Raw genomic sequence first — 17,566 nt, forward strand, 5'->3', positions numbered from 1 at the left:
GGTTGACACTTTTTTGCGGTCACCCAACATCCATGCAATCAAGGCGTTCCGAATTAAGACGGGACATTGTCGCCATTTTGAATTAAATTGTCGCGCCTAATGCTCATCAACTCAAATATCCACGACGCTGTATGGTATCAGAACAAAAAACTGCGCAAGTCAACTTCGATTCCCTGCTCAAGATCTTCACCGTGCCTGAAGGTCCAGATTCGACATTAACCCAAATTGATGAAGAGCTATCGCGCAACTTAAACGATTTCTTGCGCAGACACATTGTCGCTGAAGAAAAACCGCTCAAAGAGATTGAGAAAGATTTTTCTAACCCATGCATTCCTGAGCAGCCGCAATTTGTTTCCGATCATACCCAACATTTACTCGATCGCTTGGTATCGCACTCCGTGCACACCGCTTCACCAAGTTTTATCGGTCATATGACCTCGGCACTGCCCTATTTCTTGATGCCGCTGTCAAAAATCATGATCGCACTCAACCAAAATCTGGTCAAAATTGAAACGTCTAAAGCTTTTACGCCCTTAGAGCGGCAAGTGTTAGGCATGATCCATCGTTTGATTTACGGGCAAAGCGACCATTTTTATCAGCAATGGATGCACAGTGCCCAGCACTCGCTCGGTGCATTTTGTTCAGGTGGAACCATTGCCAATATTACCGCGCTTTGGGTAGCGCGTAATAATGCACTCAAAGCCAATGGCGATTTCCCTGGGGTTGAAAAAGCCGGCCTATTTAAAGCGATGCAGCACTATGGCTATCAAGGTTTAGCCATTTTGGTTTCCGAGCGTGGCCACTATTCATTGAAGAAAGCCGCCGATGTACTTGGGATTGGTCAAGAAGGGCTGGTAGCGGTGAAAACCGATGCTAATAACCGGATCTGTCCACTCGATTTACAGCACAAACTTGCCGAACTGCGCACACGTAACATAAAAGTCTTTGCGGTGGTCGGTGTTGCTGGCAGCACGGAAACTGGCAGTATTGATCCACTGCGAGCGATTGCCCAAATTTGCCAACAAGAGCAGATCCATTTCCATATTGATGCGGCTTGGGGTGGAGCAACGTTAATGTCCCATCGCTACCGAGCTCTGTTAGATGGGATTGAACTGGCCGATTCGGTTACTATTGATGCGCATAAACAGCTCTATATTCCGATGGGCGCAGGCATGGTGTTATTTAAAGATCAGCATGCCATGCGTTCAATTGAGCACCATGCGCAGTACATTTTGCGGCAAGGTTCGAAAGACTTGGGTAGCCATACCTTAGAGGGCTCTCGCTCGGGAATGGCCATGCTGGTCTACGCTAGCATGCACATTATTAGCCGCCCGGGGTTTGAGCTCTTAATCGATCAAAGCATACAAAAAGCGCGCTATTTTGCTGATTTAATTGAGGCACAAGCCGATTTTGAGTTGGTGTCTCAACCAGAATTGTGCCTATTAACTTACCGCTATGTTCCAGCACAGGTACGGAGTGCGCTTACCCAATCACAAGGGGCACAACGGGCACAACTGAATGAATTAATTAATGAACTCACTAAATTTATTCAGAAAAAACAACGCGAAACCGGCAAGTCATTCGTATCCAGAACTCAGTTAAATCCACATCAATGGGATAAACTGGCGACAATCGTATTTCGAGTGGTACTCGCCAACCCGCTGACTACTCAAGAAATTTTACATAGTGTATTAGAGGAACAGCGCGAAATTGCCCAACAAGCACCGAAGTTAATGCAACAACTTACCGAGCTGGCGGCACGCATTGTCAACCACTAACATCCTGACCAAGAGTGACTAAAAACCGAAATAAACTTTCAGATTGTGGTCACTCTTGGGGCAATCAGCGCCAAGAAATGGCCAATATGACGGAAGCTGGCCATCAAATGTGTAGTTTTTATAAAATTTAATTGAGGCGGGTCATATTCTTACTGTCTTAATGAGAGTTTCATTTCTGGTTCTGTGGCGCTTGGGTTTATACTCTGGCAATTGGCGTTGGTGGGTTAACCATATGGAAACCATTGATTTATCACCGGTTGTTTCCAGCCACACCCTAACCGACGAGTTGTGCTCTAGCCTGCGTGAACACTATGAATACATTAGAAAAAATTCAAAAAAATCTGGAAAATTTCAGCAAGTCGGAGCGTAAGGTTGCTGAAGTGATTATGGCATCACCACAAACGGCGATTCATTCCAGCATCGCTACGTTAGCGAAAATGGCAGACGTCAGTGAACCCACCGTCAACCGTTTTTGCCGCCGCTTAGATACCAAAGGTTTTCCGGACTTTAAATTGCATTTAGCCCAGAGCCTAGCCAACGGTACACCCTATGTGAACCGTAATGTAGAAGAAGATGATGGCCCAGACGCTTATACACACAAGATTTTCGAGTCGACCATGGCATGTCTCGATGTCGCCAAAAATAGTCTCGATCCGCTCCAAATTAATCGTGCGGTTGACCTGTTAACTCAAGCCAAACGTATCTCTTTTTTTGGTTTGGGGGCTTCCTCCGCTGTCGCACGCGATGCTCAAAATAAATTCATCCGCTTTAATATCCCAATTAGCTGTTTTGAAGATATCGTGATGCAACGCATGAGTTGTATTAACTGCACCGATAACGATGTGATTGTGCTGATTTCACATACCGGGCGCACCAAAAGCCAAGTTGAAATTGCTAATCTGGCGCGTGAAAATGGTGCAACGGTGATTGCTATTACCGCGAAAGATTCACCACTCGACCAAGCCAGTTCATTATCGATTTGCTTGGATGTTCCGGAAGACACAGACGTGTACATGCCAATGGCAAGCCGCGTGGTTCAAATGACCGTAATTGATGTATTAGCCACCGGTTTCACCCTACGCCGAGGTTCCGGTTTTCGAGAAAATCTTAAGCGGGTCAAAGAAGTGTTAAAAGACTCGCGCTACGATAAATTGCCACCTTACTTTAACCCAAGTCATTAATGGCGAGAGGTATTACAACGGAGCCCAATGGCTCCGTTGTCGTATCAAGTATTGGACTCCCGAATCATTCACTTACCCATCAATTCCACCCACTCAAACGGTTATTCTTGCTGCAACAAATGGGATATTTTTGCAGTGCCGACCGCCTGAGTCACTGGCAAATCCTGCGGATAACAAGCACACACTTGCTGCAGAATATGCGTCAAGCGTTGCACGGTAAGTGGCATTGGATTGCCTTTAATGGAGGTCGATTTGAGCGCATCCGTCGCCACCCGTTCAAATGAGGTGGTGCATACGCCAAAATCGGTCAAATTGGGGATGCTCAATTTTTCTAGCATCATATTAACCCACAAAATACTATCTTCGACTCCGGCATTTTTACGCCCGGTTAAAATACGCGAAATGGTTTGATAGCGTTGCAAAATATCACTGCGCCCAGCCTCTCGGGCAACTTGAATATTTTCACGCATCACAATCGGTGCTAACCGTGCAGTGATCACGCTATGGGGAGCCTCTAATTTCCCCCCTAACGCTGCGGCTAGCCCATGCGCTGCGCCTAATTTGGCATTGGTAGAAGCCATGCCACCTAACATGGCAGCAAAAGATAAATCACTGCGCGCCTTTTTATCATCCCGCAGACATGCTGGAATTATCGAGCGACTTAAGCGACGCAGCCCTTCTTCACAAATCATATCGGTCAACGGATTAGACTGACCACATACATAAGCTTCCATCACATGGGTAAAGGCATCCAATGCTCCGCGCCCTGAAATCAGCCGATCAGCCCCATAAGTCAACGTGGGATCGATAATCGCCACATCGGCTAACATCTCCGGACTGCGTAAACTGACTTTAACCCGATCCTGCGCCGATCGGAGTACTGCATTGCGCGTCACCTCAGAGCCAGAGCTGGCAGTGGTAGGTATCGCAATAAAAGGCAGCGGCTTAGCTTTGAGCGGAACACTGCGTCCCACCACCTCCACATAATCATACACATTGCCTTGGTTAGGAATTACCGCAGCAACCGCTTTCCCCATATCCAGCACACTACCACCGCCAATCGCAACTACCATATCTGGATTAAAACGGCGACCTAGCAGCGCCGTCTCTTCCACCATAGTGATATTCGGTTCACCCGTTACCTGTACATGCTGATAACGCAGTTTTTGCTGCTGTAAATAGGCCACAACCGGTGTATAACGTTGAGGGGTTTTGCCTGAAATGAGTAGCACACTGTAGCCATACTGACTAATGATCGACAGAGCGTTGTCTAACGACCCTTCACCGAAAATGATCCGTGTCGCGGTCATAAATTGAAACATGCAGCCTCCAAGCTCTCTGATACATCATCAACCACTAGCTTGCCCGCAAAGTGGCTAAATTTGTTTGACCCAGTACAACTTGCCAAAATTAACCACAAAAAACCAAGGCTTATTGCACCATCTCACACCTAAATATAGTCGTTTCAATCTATTCCATTATAATTGCGAGCAAAAAATCCAATAGCAAGGCCAATGACTGGCCATTTCATCGTTTTTACCTATTGAATAAAGAGAAAAAACACACTTTATTTCCCACATCGGATCGGGCATAGTACGCGCAAATAAAATGAGGGAGAAAGTTATGTTTGTGGTCATTTTTGGTCGTCCTGGTTGTCCTTACTGTGTTCGCGCTAAAGAACATGCTGAAACGCTCAAAGCAAAGCGTGATGATTTTAACTACCGTTATGTTGATATTCACGCCGAAGGTATTACCAAAGCAGATTTGGAAAAAACCATTGGTAAACCAGTAGAAACCGTTCCACAAATCTTCATTGATGAGCAACACATTGGTGGTTGCACCGATTTTGAAGCTTACGCGAAAGAAAATCTCGGCCTGTTTGATTAAGCTAATCTAGTTGCTGATAAGCCTGCTCATTTGCAGGCTTTTTATTAACCGGAGCACACAAAATCTCTGTCTTATTTTTAGCGATTAGATAGTGATTCCGACCCATAAATGCAAAAATTCACTTATCTTTTTATATTATTCAGCTACAATTCCCCCAATTTTATTCTTTCCTCTCTTGCCACACGTAAATTGAGTTAAATCGTGAACATCGATGTCGTTTTATTGCTAGAGCAAAATCCTATTTTGCTGATTTTTGTGGTCTTGGCGATTGGTCTCTCGTTCGGAAAAATCCGTTTTGGAAGTTTTCAATTGGGCAATTCCATCGGCGTATTGATCACCTCCTTGATCATGGGCCACCTTGGTTTTGCCTTTACGCCTGAGGCATTAACCATCGGTTTTATGCTCTTTATCTACTGTGTCGGTATTGAAGCCGGCCCCAATTTCTTTGGCATTTTCTTTCGTGATGGTAAGCACTACCTAATCCTAAGTTTGGTGGTGTTGATCACCGCCACATCGATTGCCTATTTTGGTGGCTATTATCTCAACCTTGGCTACGGGCTAGCGGCGGGTATGATGGCCGGTGCGCTAACGTCAACCCCTGTGCTAGTTGGTGCACAAGATGCTTTAAATTCAGGGTTGGCCTCCGTGCCACGACAGATGGATCTCTCGTTGGTGCTGGATAATGTCTCGGTCGGCTATGCGATGGCGTATTTAATTGGTCTGATCAGTATGATCATGTTTGCTAAGCTGCTGCCTAAATTACAAAAACAAAACCTCTCTGATTCTGCTCAGCAAATTGCTCAAGAGCGCGGTCTTGGCAGCCAACGTAAAGTCTATCTACCGATTATTCGCGCTTATCGAGTCGGGCCAGAGCTGATCGATTGGATTGATGGACGTAACTTGCGTGAATTAGGCATCTATCGTCAAACCGGTTGTTATATTGAGCGCATTCGTCGTCACGGCATTTTAGCCCACCCCGATGGTGATGCAATTTTGCAAGAAGGCGATGAAATTGCACTGGTAGGTTTCCCTGATAGCCACGCACGACTCGATCCTAGCTTTCGTAACGGTAAAGAGGTCTTTGACCGTAACCTACTCGACCTGCGTATCTCGGAAGAGGAGATCGTGGTAAAAAGTGACAGTATCGCCGGTAAGCGGCTCTCCGATCTGAACCTTTCTGAATATGGCTGTTTCCTCAACCGAGTGGTACGGGCACAAATTGAAATGCCGATGGATCTTGATATTGTGCTCGCCAAAGGTGATGTGCTGCAGGTCAGTGGCGAAAAAAGTAAAGTCCGAGGACTCGCCGATAAGATCGGCTTTATTTCCGTCCATAGCCAAATGGCGGATCTCATTGCTTTTTGTAGCTTTTTTATTCTGGGCATTCTGTTCGGATTGATCACGATGACCTTCGGCCAAGTCTCTTTCAGCCTAGGTAATGCGGTAGGACTGTTGCTGTCTGGTATCACCTTGGGCTTTTTGCGCGCCAACCACCCGACCTTTGGTTATGTACCACAAGGGGCACTCAATATGGTCAAAGACTTAGGTTTAGCGATTTTTATGGTCGGAATTGGCCTCAGTGCGGGCAGCAAAATGTTCCAACACCTTTCTGAGGTCGGGGTACAAGTGATTGGTCTGGCATTCTTAGTCAGCGTCGTACCAGTAGTGTTTGCTTATTTAGTCGGGGCTTACCTGCTAAAGATGAACCGAGCTTTACTGTTTGGTGCTATTATTGGAGCTCGCACTTGTGCACCAGCCATGGATATTGTCAATGAATATGCCAAATCAACCATTCCGGCACTCGGTTATGCAGGAACCTACGCCATCGCCAACATTTTAATGACCCTAACCGGGACAATTTTTATCTTGCTCAACTAAATACCAAGCATATTCAGCACTGCGATCGCGTTATTAACCCGATTGCATGATTAAAAAGGCACCTTACGGTGCCTTTTTACTATTGATTGCGTATGCTATTGCGTGAGCTCGTTGATTGGGTTAGTGAACAACTTCTTTACGAGTGGCGAAATATTCGAACGATAACCGCTCACTACTCAAGGTGACTTTAACGGTACCACCATCAACTAAGCAGCCAAACAATAACTCATTGGCCAATGGTTTTTTCAGTTGCTCTTGGATCACTCGCGCCATAGGACGTGCACCCATCTCACGATCATAGCCTTTGTTGGCTAACCAGTGACGCGCATCTTCTGCAACTTCTAGAGAAACACCCCGTCCATCTAACTGGGCTTGCAGCTCCACGATAAACTTATCGACCACTTGATGGATCACTCGCTCATCAAGACGATTAAACCAGATGATGTGATCCAGTCGATTACGAAACTCAGGGGTGAAAACCTTTTTGATTTCCGCCATCGCATCATGGCTATTATCTTGCTGGATCAAACCAATTGATTTTTTGACCGTTTCCGCCACCCCAGCGTTCGTGGTCATCACTAAAATTACATTACGGAAATCCGCCTTACGGCCATTGTTATCGGTCAGCGTGCCGTTATCCATAACTTGCAATAACAAATTAAAAATATCGGGGTGAGCTTTTTCGATTTCATCGAGTAACACGACCGAATGAGGATGCTTAATCACCGCATCGGTCAGCAAACCACCTTGGTCATAACCAACATAGCCAGGAGGCGCACCAATCAAACGACTCACCGAATGGCGTTCACCATACTCCGACATATCAAACCGCAGCAACTCAATTCCGAGCACTTTAGAAAGCTGCAATGTGACTTCGGTTTTGCCCACCCCTGTAGGACCGGCAAATAGGAATGAACCGACCGGCTTATGTTCTGCACCTAAACCGGCGCGAGTCAATTTAATCGCCTCGGTCAATACATCAATCGCAGTATCTTGGCCAAACACCAACATCTTCATTCTTTGATCAAGATGTTTGAGGATATCTTTATCAGAAGAGGAAACCGATTTTTCCGGGATCCGCGCCATTTTCGCGACCATAGTCTCAATATCAGTCACACCGATCGTCTTCTTACGCCGACTGGCCGGCATTAAACGCGCACGAGCTCCCGCTTCATCAATTACGTCAATCGCTTTATCCGGCAGATGGCGTTCATTAATGTATTTAGCGGAAAGCTCAACCGCAGCACGTAACGCTTTGTTGGTGTAACGAACATCATGGTGAGCTTCATATTTGCTTTTCAAGCCCATCAAAATTTTAGTCGTGTCATCCAGTGAAGGCTCGATCACATCGATTTTTTGGAAGCGGCGCGAAAGAGCACGCTCTTTGTCAAAAATATTATTGTACTCTTGATAGGTAGTTGAGCCGATACAACGCAACTTACCGCTACTGAGCAGAGGCTTGATTAGATTGGCGGCATCCACTTGACCACCAGACGCCGCCCCCGCGCCAATAATAGTATGAATTTCATCGATAAACAGGATCGCATCTTGCTCTTTTTCAAGCTGTTTAAGGATCGATTTAAAGCGTTTCTCAAAATCGCCACGATATTTAGTTCCTGCGAGCAGCGAGCCAATATCGAGCGAGTAAATCACGCTGTGTTGGATCACTTCCGGTACATTACCTTCAACAATGCGCCATGCCAGACCTTCGGCTATCGCGGTTTTTCCCACCCCAGCTTCACCAACCAATAATGGGTTATTTTTACGGCGACGGCATAGGACTTGAATGGTACGTTCCAGCTCTTGATCTCGCCCAATCAGCGGATCAATCTGACCTTGTTTAGCTAATAGATTAAGATTGGTCGCAAAGCTCTCCAAACGTTCATGCGCACTGAGTTCTTCTGAACTGTCACTGCCAACCGAATCCCCAGAAGAATCTTCGTTATGGTTCGAGGCTTTGCTTATACCATGAGAGATAAAATTGACAATATCCAAGCGGCTAATGTCATTTTTTTTCAGTAAATACGCTGCATGTGACTCTTGTTCACTAAAAATTGCGACCAAGACATTAGCGCCGGTCACTTCACTGCGCCCGGAAGATTGGACATGAAATACCGCCCGTTGTAATACACGTTGGAAACTTAAGGTCGGTTGTGTTTCACGAGTCTCATCATTTTTAGGGATCAACGGTGTGGTTTGATCAATAAAGGTATCCAACTCGCGGCGTAAGATGTCAATATCAGCCTGACACGCTAGCAGGGCCTCTCGCGCAGCATCATTTTCCAACAATGCCAGTAGGAGGTGCTCAACGGTCATAAATTCATGTCTTTTATTGCGAGCCCGAGCAAACGCGCTGTTCAGACTCGACTCTAATTCTTTGTTAAGCATACAGCCTCCTTAACCCACAATCACAAAACACAAGCTTAAGCTTGCTCCATCGTGCATAAGAGCGGGTGCTCATTTTCTCTTGCATATAGAGTAAGTTGAGCCACTTTGGTCTCTGCCACTTCCGCAGTAAATGTGCCACAGATGGCTTTCCCCTGGTAATGCACTTGCAGCATGATTTGCGTCGCCCGATCGATATCCATGCCGAAAAACCGCTCAAGTATTTCAATTACAAAGTCCATCGGCGTGTAGTCATCGTTGTTTAATACTACGTGATACATAGATGGCGGCTTGATGGCCGTTTTTTCTTGCTCCAGTAAATCAAAGTCTGGAGAGACCCATTCAAAATTTTTACTCATGATCATTCAATATATTAGGACTGCTCACCGACAATTTCACACTGAAGTGCGCTAAGCTAAGTCAGTTTAACACTGAACATGATCTTAACCCTCTGCAGTGAATTTCAGCTCTTCTTTAGAGACTAATCTAGCAATGGTAACGCTGCAAATAAAACATAGCGAATGGTGATCTGCACAAGGGCGACTGCTTAATTTCCCATCACCGATATCAATTGGATAAACATGCTTGGCATCCGTGGTAAATGACAAATTTATATAACTTACCCTTAAAAAATTGAGCTCCCATATCAAACTGTGTGCTTTTTATACGTTTATGCTATTGACTGCGCTCTATCATCGTCTAAATTGGTCAATTAGTGACTAAGTTTCAGCATCGGCTGAATCGCTATTCACTTTGAGAACTCACCAACGTCACATGACAACATGGGTTTTCTTTTCAACATCAGTTAGATAATGCATGAGGGATGTATAGCATGGCGACAGGTACAGTAAAATGGTTCAATAATGCCAAAGGCTTCGGTTTTATTTGCCCAGAAGGTGAAGACGGAGATATTTTCGCTCATTACTCAACCATTCAAATGGACGGATACCGTACACTCAAAGCCGGTCAACAAGTTTCTTATCAAGTGGAACAAGGTCCGAAGGGGTACCACGCCAGTTGCGTGATGCCAGTTGAAGGCCAAGCGACCAAATAGCGATAATCAGCACCACGGTTTGCAATACGCAAAGCGGCAATAACCATTTAATCATAAGACAAACCCGCCAATCTTGGCGGGTTTGGTTTAAAGAGAGCTTGGTACCATGTCGCCATCACTTGCGATCAATTATCGCGTTGAAAGTGGCACTTGGGCGCATCAACGCTGCAGCTTGGCTAAACTCAGGGGCATAATAGCCGCCAAGATCACCAGGCTTGCCTTGCACACCATTCAGCTCGGCCACGATTTTAGCCTCTTGTTCAAACAATTGCTTGGCGATAGGTGCAAACTCTGCGGCTAATTCTGCATCCTGTTGCTGCTCTGCCAGCGCTTGTGCCCAATAGGTTGCCAGATAAAAATGACTACCACGGTTATCGATTTGACCCACACGCCGTGCCGGTGATTTATCCATATCCAGGAACTTGCCAGTGGCTTTATCGAGTGTCTCTGCCAGCACTTGTGCTTTACGATTGCCGGTCACCACGCTCAAATGCTCCAACGATGCCGCTAACGCTAAAAATTCGCCGAGCGAGTCCCAACGTAGATAGTTCTCTTTTTGGACTTGCTGAACATGCTTCGGAGCCGAACCACCCGCACCAGTCTCAAACAATCCACCACCATTCATCAGTGGCACTATCGATAACATTTTTGCCGACGTGCCAAGTTCAAGGATCGGAAACAGATCGGTGAGATAATCACGCAGCACGTTCCCCGTCACCGAAATAGTATCTTGTCCGGCCTTGATTCGCTGCAGTGAGTATTGAGTTGCTTCAACGGGCGAGAGGATCTTGATTTGCAAACCTGTGGTATCGTGATTGGGCAGATATTGCTGCACTTTTTTGATCAATTGCACATCATGTGCTCGCGCCGGATCAAGCCAGAAAACTGCGGGAGTATTTGACGCGCGAGCACGAGTTACCGCCAGTTTCACCCAGTCTTGGATTGGCGCATCTTTGACCTGACACATGCGGAAGATATCGCCCGCTGCTACGGATTGTTCCAACAGCACTTTACCCGCTTGGTCAATCACACGCACCACACCTTCAGCCTCAATAATAAAGGTCTTATCGTGTGAGCCATACTCTTCCGCTTGTTGTGCCATCAAACCAACATTGGGCACACTGCCCATCGTGGCTGGGTCAAACGCACCGTGTTGTTTACAAAAATCAATCACGGTTTGGTAAACACCCGCGTAGCAACGATCAGGAATGGTCGCTTTAGTATCTTTTGGCTTACCATCGGGACCCCACATTTGCCCAGAAGTGCGGATCATCGCTGGCATTGAGGCATCCACAATCACATCACTGGGTACATGCAGGTTAGTGATACCACGGTCTGAATCGACCATCGCAAGCGCCGGTTGTGTGGCGTACACCGCTTGAATCGCCGCTTCAATCTCTGCGCGTTGCGCTGCTGGCAACGATTGAATTTTTGCGTACACATCACCTAACCCGTTGTTAACATCAACCCCCAGCTGCTCAAACAGCGGGCCATATTGATCAAAAACCGCTTTGTAGTACACCTTCACCGCATAGCCGAAGATCACCGGATCCGAGACTTTCATCATGGTCGCTTTCATATGCAATGAAAACAGCACATCTTGTGCTTTGGCATCCGCGATCTCTTTTTCAAAGAACGAAATGAGCGCTTGTTTGCTCATCACACTGGTATCAATGATCTCTTTGTCTTGCAGTGCAAATGGCTTTTTCAGCACTTTCACCGCGCCGTCTTTACCCACCAATTCAATCGCGACTTTAGTTGCACCGCTCACAGTCAGAGATTTCTCGCTGGCAAAGAAGTCTTGCTCGCTCATGCTCGCCACATGGGATTTCGAATCCTGACGCCAAGCCCCCATCGAGTGTGGGTTCTTCTTGGCGTAGTTTTTCACCGATGCTGGCGCACGGCGATCAGAATTCCCCTCACGCAGCACTGGGTTTACCGCACTACCCTTGATCTTGTCATAGGTTGCTTTAATCGTTGCTTGTGCAGAGTTGCTGGGCTCTTCTGGATAATTGGGTAGCGCGTAGCCTTTCTCTTGCAGCTCTTTAATCGCGGCTTTGAGCTGTGGCAGCGAGGCAGAAATATTAGGCAGCTTAATGATGTTAGCTTCGGGCATCTGCGCGAGCTGACCAAGTTCAGTTAATGCATCACCAACTCGCTGAGTCTCTGTCAAATATTCAGGAAAATTAGCCAGAATACGGCCGGCTAACGAAATATCTCTCGTAGCAACATTAATGCCTGATGATGCGGTAAATGATTGAATAATTGGTAGTAATGAATAAGTCGCTAGCGCTGGAGCTTCATCAGTAACGGTGTAAATAATGGTAGGCTTATTAGTTGGCATGAACTTTCCCTATCTGTTCTAACAGCGTCATGGGATGCCATGACCCTGTGTAACTGTCGGCACTTAAGTGGGCAACATCCCCCGCCTAAGTACGATCTTTTCCTAAGTACTCTCTTGTCACTCTTACAAATCTGCTGCTTAAATCGCGTTGCGCCGCTTGCGAGCTCGTCCTTGAGTGAGGTTATTTATAATTAAACAAATTACGGCCAATAGTCTATTATCTTGTGCGCTAAACCTTTCTCAGGCGCGCAAATGATAGCTGAACTTGTGCCCTGCGAAAAACTTTCAATACATTTTATCGACATTTTTACAAGGTGCTTAACATGCCCTCGCACACCTCCCGTGATGCCGCGCCCGCTACCGCCAAAACTAAAGCGCATTTTAAGCGTTCTGCAACCCAAAAAACGGCTCGCTCTCACAGTGGCTCTCATCGCAAGCGCACGCCCAGCCAGCCGCCCGTCACGACGCGTTCCACTTCGCATCCAATGACGTCGGCGGCGCGCAAGGTTATTTTATTTAATAAACCGTATGATACCTTAAGCCAATTCACCGATGGTGATGGCAGAACCACGTTAGCGGATTATATTCCGATTAAAGAGGTCTACGCCGCAGGACGGTTGGATCGCGATAGTGAAGGTCTGCTCATTTTGACCAATGATGGCATCTTACAAGCTCGCTTAACTCAGCCACGCTCTAAAGCGCCCAAAACCTATTGGGTACAAGTCGAAGGCGCGCCACAAGAGAGCGACCTTGAGGCCTTACGCCACGGTGTGAGCTTAAAAGATGGTCCGACTTTGCCGGCCAAAGTAGAAATGATCCCCGAACCCACACTGTGGCCGCGTAATCCTCCGGTACGTTTTCGCGCGGCGATCCCCACCACTTGGTTAGCCATTACCTTGAACGAAGGACGTAATCGCCAAGTTCGCCGCATGACCGCGCACATCGGTTTTCCAACCCTACGTTTGATTCGTTACTCGATGGGCGATTGGAATTTAGGTGATTTACAGCCTGGTGAATGGCGTGAAGTGACGCTTTAACACTCTAACTTCTACGCGATAGCCAAACGGCTTAACGTTGCAACCAACACCTCAGCAGCTTCAAGTCGGAAGGGAATAACGCCCCATTAATGGGGCGTTATTGTTGAGTTGGATAGACTCTTCTACCAATTACTTATGCCGTTGTTTAAGCTTATTGATCACATCATTGATGGCTAAGCCTTGATCTTGCAGCAATACCAGCAAGTGATAGATCAAATCGGCAGATTCACCAATCAGCTCCTCTTGATCACCAGCGGTGGCTGCCAACGCAACTTCAACCCCTTCTTCACCCACTTTTTGCGCGATACGTTTAGTGCCACTCGCATATAACGAGGCGGTGTAAGAGGAACTAGGATCGGCATTTTTACGCTCAGCCAGTAACGCTTCAAGCTGATGAAGCCAAACCATTTGTGACTCCTCCTGCGCATCGCTATCCCAACAAGTCACGCTGCCGGTGTGGCAGGTTGGCCCTATTGGGTTCACTTTGACCAGTAACGTATCTTGGTCGCAGTCCAGCGCGATATTTTTCAGTTGCAACACATGGCCAGAGGTCTCACCTTTGGTCCACAAACGCTGTTTACTGCGCGAGAAAAAAGTTACTTGCTCTGTTTCAAGGGTTTTTTGTAACGCTTCAGGGTTCATATACCCCAGCATTAACACTTGGCTGGACTGAAAATCCTGCACAATCGCAGGCACCAGTCCATCGACTTTCTGCCAGTCAATACGCTCGCTTAGCGTGGCAAATGGGCTTGCTGGAGTCATCGTCTCACCTCAATTCCTTGTTGTTGTAGATACTGCTTGAGTTCACCGATATTGATGATCTGCTTGTGAAACACCGAAGCGGCTAAAGCGCCATCGACATTGGCTTGGGTAAAGGCTTGCGCGAAATGTTCCATCGCCCCTGCACCACCAGAAGCGATTAACGGCACGCGGCATACTGAGCGGACTAAATTAAGTTGCTGCAGATCATAGCCATTACGCACACCATCTTGGTTCATCATATTAAGGACAATTTCCCCCGCACCACGCTGTTGCACCTCTTGCACCCAGTCGCAAGTTTGCCACTGGGTGGCACGAGTGCGGCTTTCATCACCGGTAAACTGATAAACCTGATATTGACCTGTTTCTTTATCAAAATAAGAGTCGATACCAACCACGATACATTGCACGCCAAAGCGATCTGCAAGATCGGTGATGAGTTGTGGATTCGCCAGTGCAGGCGAGTTAATTGACACTTTATCTGCACCGAACTCCAAGATTCGCGCAGCATCTTGCGCCGACTTGATCCCGCCCGCGACACAGAAAGGGATGTCGATCACCTCCGCGACTCGCGCGACCCAGCTTTTATCGACAACGCGGCCATCACTGGAAGCGGTAATATCGTAAAACACCAGCTCATCCGCGCCTTCTTCGGCGTAACGTTTAGCCAGTGGCACAATGTCTCCAATGATTTCGTGGTTACGAAACTGAACGCCTTTCACTACCTGTCCATCACGTACATCCAGGCAAGGAATTATCCGTTTTGCCAACATGCGAATGCCTCCTGCGCGGTAAATTTTCCATCCAATAGCGCGCGGCCGACAATCACACCCGCTACACCTGTACCTTTCAGTGCCTCAATATCGGCCAGTGAACCAATGCCACCGGACGATTGAAACTGCACTTGTGGGTATTGACGACAGAGATCGCGATACAGCTCAACATTCGAGCCAGCTAGCGTGCCATCGCGGGAAATATCGGTACACAGTACGTGCTTTAAGCCAACCGTTAAGTAGTCATCAATCAAAGCTTCAATCGTCACGCCGGAATCTTCCTGCCAGCCGGAAATCGCGACTTTGCGCGTACCTTGTTCATCAATGTTGATGTCCAACGCTAAAACAATTTTCTCAGCGCCGTATTTTTCCATCCAGCTTTTGACCAATTGCGGCTGTTTAACTGCGGTTGAGCCCACCACCACGCGCTGCGCACCTGCTTCAAGCAGATCCACCACGTCTTGTTCACTGCGTACTCCACCACCAATTTGAATATTGGCGGGTGTGCTCGCGAGCAGACGAGCAATCAAATCCAGTTGGCGTGCCGCGGTATTTTTCGCGCCAGTTAAGTCCACCAAGTGCAACCAACCTGCCCCAGCTTGGTGGTACAAATTAAACTGCTCCGCTGGGTCTACTTTATATTCGGTCACTTGTCCGTAATCACCTTGATACAGACGCACAACCTGACCTTCAATCAAATCTAATGCGGGAATAATCATTGTGGTTCCTTGTATTGCGCCAGCTTTGACCAGCGCTTGTCCCTAAAGCTCAAGAAAGTTTTGAATCAAGCGTGCGCCCGCTTTTGAAGAGCGCTCAGGGTGAAATTGCACCCCGTAATAGTTCCCTGCTTGAATCGCTGCGCTAAACGGCTGACCATATTCGCACTGGGCAATGGTGTAATCGCCAACGGGCATAGCAAAACTGTGCACGAAGTAGAAGTATGCATCAGGTTCCACACCGTTAAACAGCGGATGCCCCTCTTTTACTTGCACCGTGTTCCAGCCCATGTGTGGCAACGGCAGATCGCCAGTTTGCAGCAAACGGACTTCACCGTCGACCAAGCCTAAGCACGCGACCATTTGATCAGCTTGCTGGCCTTTCTCTGCGGATAATTTGCCGAGTAATTGCATACCAAGGCAGATGCCAAGCAGTGGCTTTTCAACCCGTTTCACCAGTTCAATCAAATCGCGTTCAGCGAGGTTTTTCATCGCTTCACTCGCCGTGCCAACCCCAGGTAACAGAAGTTTATCCGCACCTAACACCACCTGAGGATCACGCGAAATCGTCACCGGATAACCTAAGCGCTCAATGGCAAACTTGACCGAAGAAATATTGGCGCAGCCAGTATCAATAATCACCACCTTCTGAGTCATCACAGCACTCCTTTACTGCTTGGTAACTCGTTACCTTGCACGGTGATCGCTTGACGCAGCGTACGGCCAAACGCTTTAAACAGACTTTCGATGATGTGGTGATCATTTTCGCCACTGGACGAAAGGTGTAGCGTACAGGCTAAGGTATCGGTCAAGGAGCGGAAGAAGTGATAGACCATCTCGGTCGACAGATCGCCTACTTGTGGGCGGCTAAAGCTCGCAGCAAATTTCAGATATGGACGCCCCGAGAGATCGAGCGCGCACTGTGCCAAACATTCATCCATCGGTAGAGTGAAACCAAAGCGCCCAATGCCACGTTTGTCACCCAGCGCTTCACGCAGCGCTTGCCCCAGTGCCAAGGCGCTATCTTCCACCGTGTGGTGATCATCAATATGCAGATCACCCACCACTTTCAGTTGCAATTGGAAACCGCCGTGGGTCGCGATTTGATCCAACATATGATCAAAAAATCCCAAGCCGGTTTCAATTTGATTGGCACCGTTCTGGTCAAGATTGACCGCAACGTGAATATCGGTCTCTTTGGTTTTACGCACCACTTGGGCAACACGCGGCTTGGTGGTGAGATCGTTAACAATATCCAGCCAACCCATGGTTTGTGGGTGGTATTGAATACCACGCAGCGCCATATTTTCCGCCAGTTGCAGATCGGTGCTGCGATCGCCAATCACGGCTGACGATTTGAAATCAATTTTGCCACCTTGCAGATACTCTTTGACCAAGCCTAGCTTCGGTTTACGGCACGAGCAGTTATCGCGATCAAAATGTGGGCAAATCAGCACCTCATCAAACTTAACGCCTTGCGATGCAAAAATATCCATCATCATATTATGTGGCGCATCGAAATCCGCTTGTGGGTAACTTGCAGTGCCTAAACCATCTTGATTGGTCACCATCACCAAGCGATAACCCGCCTCTTGCAGCTTAAGCAAACTTGGGATCACATAAGGCTCAAGTTTGAGTTTATCCAAGCGGTCAACTTGGAAATCTACTGGCGGCTCAACAATTAAGGTGCCGTCGCGGTCGATAAACAGAATTTTTTGTTTGCTCACAATAAATGTCCCTTTCATCAGCAGCCCGCGCTACGCGCTGCTGTAAA

General features: G+C 47.4%; 14 protein-coding genes and 1 pseudogene. 6 read left to right on the forward strand and 9 right to left on the reverse strand.

Annotation, left to right across the window (positions count from 1 at the left end; all coding sequences use genetic code 11):
• Positions 1–131: 131 nt before the first annotated feature.
• Entirely contained in the window at positions 132–1,778 is a 1,647-nt protein-coding gene (gene panP / locus G7083_RS01095; protein ID WP_166013182.1) for a pyridoxal-dependent aspartate 1-decarboxylase PanP, read from the forward strand.
• A 311-nt stretch (positions 1,779–2,089) separates the two neighbouring features.
• Positions 2,090–2,959, forward strand: coding sequence for a MurR/RpiR family transcriptional regulator (locus tag G7083_RS01100; protein ID WP_166013183.1), 870 nt, complete (start codon positions 2,090–2,092; stop codon positions 2,957–2,959).
• A 79-nt stretch (positions 2,960–3,038) separates the two neighbouring features.
• On the opposite strand, the pseudogene G7083_RS01105 reads toward G7083_RS01100, so the two are convergent.
• Positions 3,039–4,281: pseudogene (locus G7083_RS01105) on the reverse strand (iron-containing alcohol dehydrogenase).
• A 301-nt stretch (positions 4,282–4,582) separates the two neighbouring features.
• Here G7083_RS01105 and G7083_RS01110 point away from each other — a divergent pair.
• Together G7083_RS01110 and G7083_RS01115 are read left to right on the forward strand one after the other, a co-directional pair.
• Positions 4,583–4,846, forward strand: a complete 264-nt coding sequence (locus tag G7083_RS01110) for a GrxA family glutaredoxin (protein WP_000498418.1) — start codon at positions 4,583–4,585, stop codon at positions 4,844–4,846.
• 201 nt (positions 4,847–5,047) lie between these two features.
• A complete protein-coding gene (locus G7083_RS01115; RefSeq protein WP_166013185.1) occupies positions 5,048–6,724 on the forward strand; it encodes an aspartate:alanine antiporter in 1,677 nt (558 codons plus the stop codon).
• A 120-nt stretch (positions 6,725–6,844) separates the two neighbouring features.
• Here the strand turns inward: G7083_RS01115 and clpA are convergent, their stop codons facing one another.
• The gene (clpA, locus tag G7083_RS01120) at positions 6,845–9,112 is read right to left on the reverse strand and encodes an ATP-dependent Clp protease ATP-binding subunit ClpA (protein ID WP_166013186.1); all 2,268 of its coding nucleotides are present in this window, start codon (positions 9,110–9,112) and stop codon (positions 6,845–6,847) included.
• A 35-nt stretch (positions 9,113–9,147) separates the two neighbouring features.
• Positions 9,148–9,468: an ATP-dependent Clp protease adapter ClpS gene (gene clpS / locus G7083_RS01125; RefSeq protein ID WP_166013187.1), complete on the reverse strand. Its 321-nt coding sequence runs from the start codon at positions 9,466–9,468 to the stop codon at positions 9,148–9,150.
• A 473-nt stretch (positions 9,469–9,941) separates the two neighbouring features.
• Here clpS and cspD point away from each other — a divergent pair, with 473 nt between their 5' ends.
• Positions 9,942–10,163, forward strand: coding sequence for a cold shock domain-containing protein CspD (gene cspD, locus G7083_RS01130; protein ID WP_166013188.1), 222 nt, complete (start codon positions 9,942–9,944; stop codon positions 10,161–10,163).
• A 115-nt stretch (positions 10,164–10,278) separates the two neighbouring features.
• Here the strand turns inward: cspD and G7083_RS01135 are convergent, their stop codons facing one another.
• Positions 10,279–12,507, reverse strand: coding sequence for an NADP-dependent isocitrate dehydrogenase (locus tag G7083_RS01135; protein ID WP_166013189.1), 2,229 nt, complete (start codon positions 12,505–12,507; stop codon positions 10,279–10,281).
• A gap of 323 nt (positions 12,508–12,830) precedes the next feature.
• Here G7083_RS01135 and rluE point away from each other — a divergent pair, with 323 nt between their 5' ends.
• A complete protein-coding gene (rluE, locus tag G7083_RS01140; RefSeq protein WP_166013190.1) occupies positions 12,831–13,544 on the forward strand; it encodes a 23S rRNA pseudouridine(2457) synthase RluE in 714 nt (237 codons plus the stop codon).
• Between the two features lie 129 nt (positions 13,545–13,673).
• Here the strand turns inward: rluE and hisIE are convergent, their stop codons facing one another.
• The 5 genes from hisIE to hisB are packed head-to-tail and all read right to left on the reverse strand — an operon-like array spanning position 13,674 to position 17,522.
• Complete coding sequence (gene hisIE, locus G7083_RS01145; protein WP_166013191.1) at positions 13,674–14,306, reverse strand: bifunctional phosphoribosyl-AMP cyclohydrolase/phosphoribosyl-ATP diphosphatase HisIE; 633 nt, start codon at positions 14,304–14,306, stop codon at positions 13,674–13,676.
• Entirely contained in the window at positions 14,303–15,076 is a 774-nt protein-coding gene (gene hisF / locus G7083_RS01150; protein ID WP_166013192.1) for an imidazole glycerol phosphate synthase subunit HisF, read from the reverse strand. The genes hisIE and hisF overlap by 4 nt, the downstream gene beginning before the upstream one ends.
• Positions 15,058–15,795: a 1-(5-phosphoribosyl)-5-[(5-phosphoribosylamino)methylideneamino]imidazole-4-carboxamide isomerase gene (gene hisA / locus G7083_RS01155; RefSeq protein ID WP_000586508.1), complete on the reverse strand. Its 738-nt coding sequence runs from the start codon at positions 15,793–15,795 to the stop codon at positions 15,058–15,060. The genes hisF and hisA overlap by 19 nt, the downstream gene beginning before the upstream one ends.
• 42 nt (positions 15,796–15,837) lie before the next feature.
• Positions 15,838–16,449, reverse strand: coding sequence for an imidazole glycerol phosphate synthase subunit HisH (gene hisH, locus G7083_RS01160; protein ID WP_206212100.1), 612 nt, complete (start codon positions 16,447–16,449; stop codon positions 15,838–15,840).
• Positions 16,449–17,522: a bifunctional histidinol-phosphatase/imidazoleglycerol-phosphate dehydratase HisB gene (hisB, locus tag G7083_RS01165; protein WP_166014963.1), complete on the reverse strand. Its 1,074-nt coding sequence runs from the start codon at positions 17,520–17,522 to the stop codon at positions 16,449–16,451. Before hisB ends, hisH begins: the two co-directional genes overlap by 1 nt.
• Between the last annotated feature and the right edge of the window lie 44 nt (positions 17,523–17,566).

This window comes from Vibrio sp. HDW18 (assembly GCF_011306175.1).
Classification (GTDB): Bacteria; Pseudomonadota; Gammaproteobacteria; order Enterobacterales; family Vibrionaceae; genus Vibrio; species Vibrio chanodichtyis.